At 31.3% G+C, this 4,938-nt stretch carries 3 protein-coding genes; all 3 read right to left on the minus strand.

Annotated features, from left to right (window positions below):
• Positions 1–608, minus strand: a 608-nt coding sequence (locus tag CD118_RS12125) for a hypothetical protein (protein WP_206167724.1), incomplete at its 3' end; no start/stop codon positions are given.
• Positions 599–3,727: a type I restriction endonuclease subunit R gene (locus CD118_RS11405; protein ID WP_103356724.1), complete on the minus strand. Its 3,129-nt coding sequence runs from the start codon at positions 3,725–3,727 to the stop codon at positions 599–601. The genes CD118_RS11405 and CD118_RS12125, both read right to left, overlap by 10 nt.
• Positions 3,711–4,925 (minus strand): restriction endonuclease subunit S, encoded by a 1,215-nt coding sequence (locus tag CD118_RS11410; protein ID WP_050329630.1) that lies wholly within the window; start codon positions 4,923–4,925, stop codon positions 3,711–3,713. Before CD118_RS11410 ends, CD118_RS11405 begins: the two co-directional genes overlap by 17 nt.
• Positions 4,926–4,938 lie beyond the last annotated feature (13 nt).

The following is a 4,938-nucleotide window of genomic DNA, read 5'->3' on the forward strand; positions in this document are numbered from 1 at the left end:
CTATTAAGATATTTAATCATATAGTTTGATATATTGTTTATATAAGAGTTTATATCATGAATACTTATATTTATAGGTATTTTTAAAGAGCTAATAATCCCAATAAGTGTTATTACGAAAGTAAGAGGGATAAAGGATAAGTTTAAAAATTGTCTATGAATACTTAAAATTTCTAAAAAGACACTTTTAGTTGCGTCACTATTTTTATCTTCACTAAATCTTCTATACATACCAAAATAAAATGCTAATAAATAAACAACGGCACTACATAAATATGAATTTACAATTATATATAATTCTATTTGATGAGTTTTGCTTATATAGTCAACATGTATACTTGTAATTAAACCTACTAATATCCCTATGGTAGTGAATGACGAAAAATATGTTATTAAAGGAACTTTATAATATTTATTATGCGAATTTTTGAAGAAAAACGTATTTTTACCTAAAATAGAATCTCTAATATTAATTAGAAAAAAAATAATTGGAAATAAAGAAATTGACAATAAAAAAATATAGCAAAAACTAGTAATTTTTTTGATTATAAACAATGGAATTAAGTATACTAATAAAATTTTTTTGATTATTATTTCAACTATACGCATAAGTTACCTGCCATTAATTCTGCTTGCTCAACAACTTGTTCTACAGCCATTTTTTGAAGATCAGGTGGGTACCCATATTTCTTTAATAGTCGTCTTACTTGGACTCTCATTTTAGCCTTTGCACTCTCACGTTTTGACCAGTCTACACTCATATTATTCTTGACCGTTTTTGTTAATTCATGTGCAATAGCCCTTAATTCTTTATCCCCCATTGCTTCTTTTGCAGTTTCATGAGAGGCTAATGCATCATAAAAAGCAATTTCCTCCTTGCTCAGACCTAAGTCTTTTCCTCTTTGTTTTTCTTGATTTATTTCTTTCGCCATTTGAATCAATTCTTCTATAACTTTTGAAGCTTCAATAGAGCGGTTATTGTATTTTTGTATTGATTTACTTAGCATCTCAGAAAACCTCTTAGATACAGTAGTATTTGTTTTCATTAATGATTTAACTTGTCCTTTAAGTAATTTGTTCAACAATTCAACCGCTACATTTTTTTGTTGAAGTCCTTCTACATCTTTTAAGAATTCATCTGACAATATTGAGATATCTGGATTTTCTATTCCAAGTGTTTGATAAATATCTACAACTTCTTCAGTCACCACTGATTTTGAAATTAATTGATTTATTTCTGCTTCTATTTCAGCAGATGTCTTTTTACGCTCACTTGCATCAGTAGGTGGAGCTAACAACTTAACAAGACCAGATTTTACAGCTTTTAAAAATGCAATTTCGCTATTCATTTCTTGTGCTGCTTTCTCTGTCGCACATAATGCAAATGCCTTAGAAAGCTCTGTCACTGTTTTTATAAATCGCTCTCTTTCTTTCTCACCTAATCCAATGATATAATCCATCGTATTTGAGATAACATTATAGCGATTTAATTGATCTTCTGACTCAAAATCAGAATAGTCATGATTATACAGCATATCTTGAATGATATCGTATTTCATCAGCATAACTTCAAGTGCTTTCTCTGTATCTATGCCCGTTTGTTCTCTATCAGAATCAGTGTATTCTTTTAATGCTTCCTTCAGACTTTCAGCGATACCTACATAGTCAACAATTAATCCGCCTGGTTTATCTTTAAATACTCTATTAACACGTGCAATAGCTTGCATTAAATTATGACCTTTCATCGGTTTATCTATGTACATTGCATGCATTGAAGGGACATCAAATCCTGTTAACCACATGTCTCGCACAATTACGAGTTGTAATTCATCATTAACGTCTTTCATACGATTCTCTAGAAGATTTCTTCGCTTTTTCGGACCTATATGTTTTTGGAAGTTTTGCGGATCACTAGATGAACCTGTCATAACGACTTTGATAACACCTTTGTCATCATCATCTGAATGCCATTCGGGTTTAAGCCTTACAATTTCATCATATAAATCGACTGCAATACGACGACTCATTGTGACAATCATACCTTTACCCTTCATAGCCTTCTGTCTTGTTTCAAAGTGATTTATAATATCAGTCGCTAAAGCATGTACACGTTGTTCTGCACCAGATAGAGCTTCTATACGTGACCATTTAGATTTCAATCGAGATTTAGTATCTTCTTCTTGACCAGAAGTAATGACATCATATGCTTCATCAATATCTAAATCGGTTGGTAAATTTAATGGAATAATACGACTTTCATAATAAATTTTAACCGTACTTCCATCTTCAACAGCTTGGGTCATATCATACACATCAATATAATTACCGAATACCATTTGCGTATTCTTATCTGTTGAAGATACAGGTGTGCCAGTAAAGCCAACAAATGAAGCGTTAGGTAAAGCATCTCTTAAATATTTTGCATATCCATATTTAATACCTTCACCTTTTTCATCGTAAGTTGCTTTGAAGCCATATTGTGTACGGTGTGCTTCGTCTGCCATAACTACTACATTTTTACGTTCTGTTAATGCATCCATTGTCACTTGACCTTCTTCAGGTTCGAATTTCTGCATAGTTGTAAATACGATACCACCTGATTCTACAGATAATAGCTCTTTCAATTCTTTTCGTGATTCTGCTTGTTTAGGTGTTTGTCTTAGTAATCCTTTACCTGAACGTCCTTTGGACTTAACAAAAGTACCATACAATTGATTGTCTAAGTCATTACGGTCAGTTACAACCACTAATGTTGGATTATTTAATTTTTGAATTAACTTTCCTGAGAAGAAAACCATTGTCAAACTCTTACCAGAACCTTGTGTGTGCCAAATAACGCCACCCTTACCATCACCATGTTCAGATGTTGCTTCCATAGCACGATCAACAGCTTTATTTACTGCATAGTATTGGTGGTATGCAGCTAATATTTTAACTATATGTCCTTTACCATCATCTTGGAACAAAACAAAATGACGTATTAAATCTAATAGTACTTCTTTATTTAACATACCGTGAATTAATATATCTAAACTACGAAACGTTGATGAATCTTCAGTTTTTCCATCTTTGGTACGCCAAGTCATAAAACGGTCATAATCAGCAGTTAAAGAACCTGCTTTTGTATTAACACCATCACTCGTTACTAATACTGCATTATGATTAAATAATTGTGGAATTCTCATTTTATACGTTTCTAACTGATGATACCCGTCTTCAATACCAACAGATTCATTTGTAGAATTTTTCAGCTCAATGACCACTACTGGTAATCCATTTATGAATAACACAATATCAGGTCGTTTTTTATAATCGCCATTCACAACAGTTAATTGATTAACCGCTAAGAAATCATTATTTTCCAGGTTTTCGAAGTCGAATACATACACCAAATCATTAATCGTTTCACCGTCATTATTATAGTGTGCAACCTCAATACCATTTGTAATCATTTCATGAAAAGAACGGTTATTCTCTAATAAACTAGGCGACTTCACAATAGAAATTTCACGTATAGCCTGTTCAATCGCATTATCGTTTAATTCAGGATTAATACGTCTTAAAGCCGCTTCCAAACGATTATCAAGCACAACATCTTTGTTGCTCTCCCGTTCATTCATAATTCCATTTTCACTACTATCTCGACCATTTTTGACAGAATAGCCAAGACCCTCAAACCACTTCAATGCCACCTGTTCTAAATCATCTTCACTAAATTGAAAGCTCATCTTCCATCACCTCAATGTCATCAGGTATCTCAATTTCACCTGACATTAATTTAGGTAGTAGTGTGTCACGGAGTTGTGCTAATTTTTGATTTTCTATATTTTTTTGATCCATCATTTTTAAAATATGATTGTTTTCCTTTTGATATTTTGAAAGCAAAGTTGCATTGGTTGGCATTACTACTTTAGTATTCTTAATATCTTTTTGAGATAATAGAGGTTGTGTAGAACCTCTATTCAATGATATATAGTCTATACTTTTAAGTACTTGATATATAATGCTTTCAAAATCACTTGTTATTACAAAAGTATTATCTGATGGCCATGTTCTTGTAGAAAATCTTTGGATTACACCATGAGTTCCTACTCTTCCAATTATAATAATTTTTTCATTATATAAATAATCATTGGTATAACCCATTATTTTACTAGCACCAATTATTGGCACCACATTTTCTATATCTTTTTTATCAACTTTATTTTTAGGTCTTTTACCACTTTTTATTTTTATATAATTTCCTAATTCATCAACTTTCCAACTCCTAGGTATTTCACCCAATTCACTATCAACCATCTCTCCGCCGCTTGATTTGTATGGGTTGCCATTTTCATCTGGGAATTCAAAATCAACAAACCAACGTTTGAATAGTGTTTGTGAAAGTTCTTCAAGGTTTGCTATGATTTTTTTATTGGTTTCAATTTTTTTATCTAATTTACTTAAGATATTCACAACTTTATATTGATAAGAAATTGAAGGAACATTTATAGGTAATTTTTCAATCATAGATTTATTAAACTCAACTTGACCAGTAGATCCCGCTAAAAATTCGTTTAAAATCATCGCTTGAAATTGAGTTGTTCTCATTTGATAATATAAAAATCTACTCATTAGTAATTCTTCGTTAGTCCTTACAATAGTTATATGAGAATCTGCAAACATTAAATCAGGTTCATAGTTAATATGATAAACTCTGCCCACTGTTCCAGTACCTGTTGAATTAATCAAAACATCATTCTTTTTAATAAAATGTCTTTTATCTACTTTTTTATTTTCATCATGGTATTTTAATACGGATTTATCAAAAGTGTCCCATTGAATAGCTTTTTGGTTTATAACAGGTATACCTTCAGTCGCATATTTAGGTTGTTTCCCTCTATATATATACGTAGATAATTTATTTAATTGTACATTATACTCCATAACCTAACCCCTC

The sequence above is a fragment of the Staphylococcus coagulans genome, assembly GCF_002901995.1.
Classification (GTDB): Bacteria; Bacillota; Bacilli; order Staphylococcales; family Staphylococcaceae; genus Staphylococcus; species Staphylococcus coagulans.

Coding starts and splice junctions, on each gene's coding strand:
- CD118_RS11410 (WP_050329630.1), bottom strand. CDS start 4,925: ATGGAGTATAATGTACAATTAAATAAATTATCTACGTATATATATAGA.
- CD118_RS11405 (WP_103356724.1), bottom strand. CDS start 3,727: ATGAGCTTTCAATTTAGTGAAGATGATTTAGAACAGGTGGCATTGAAG.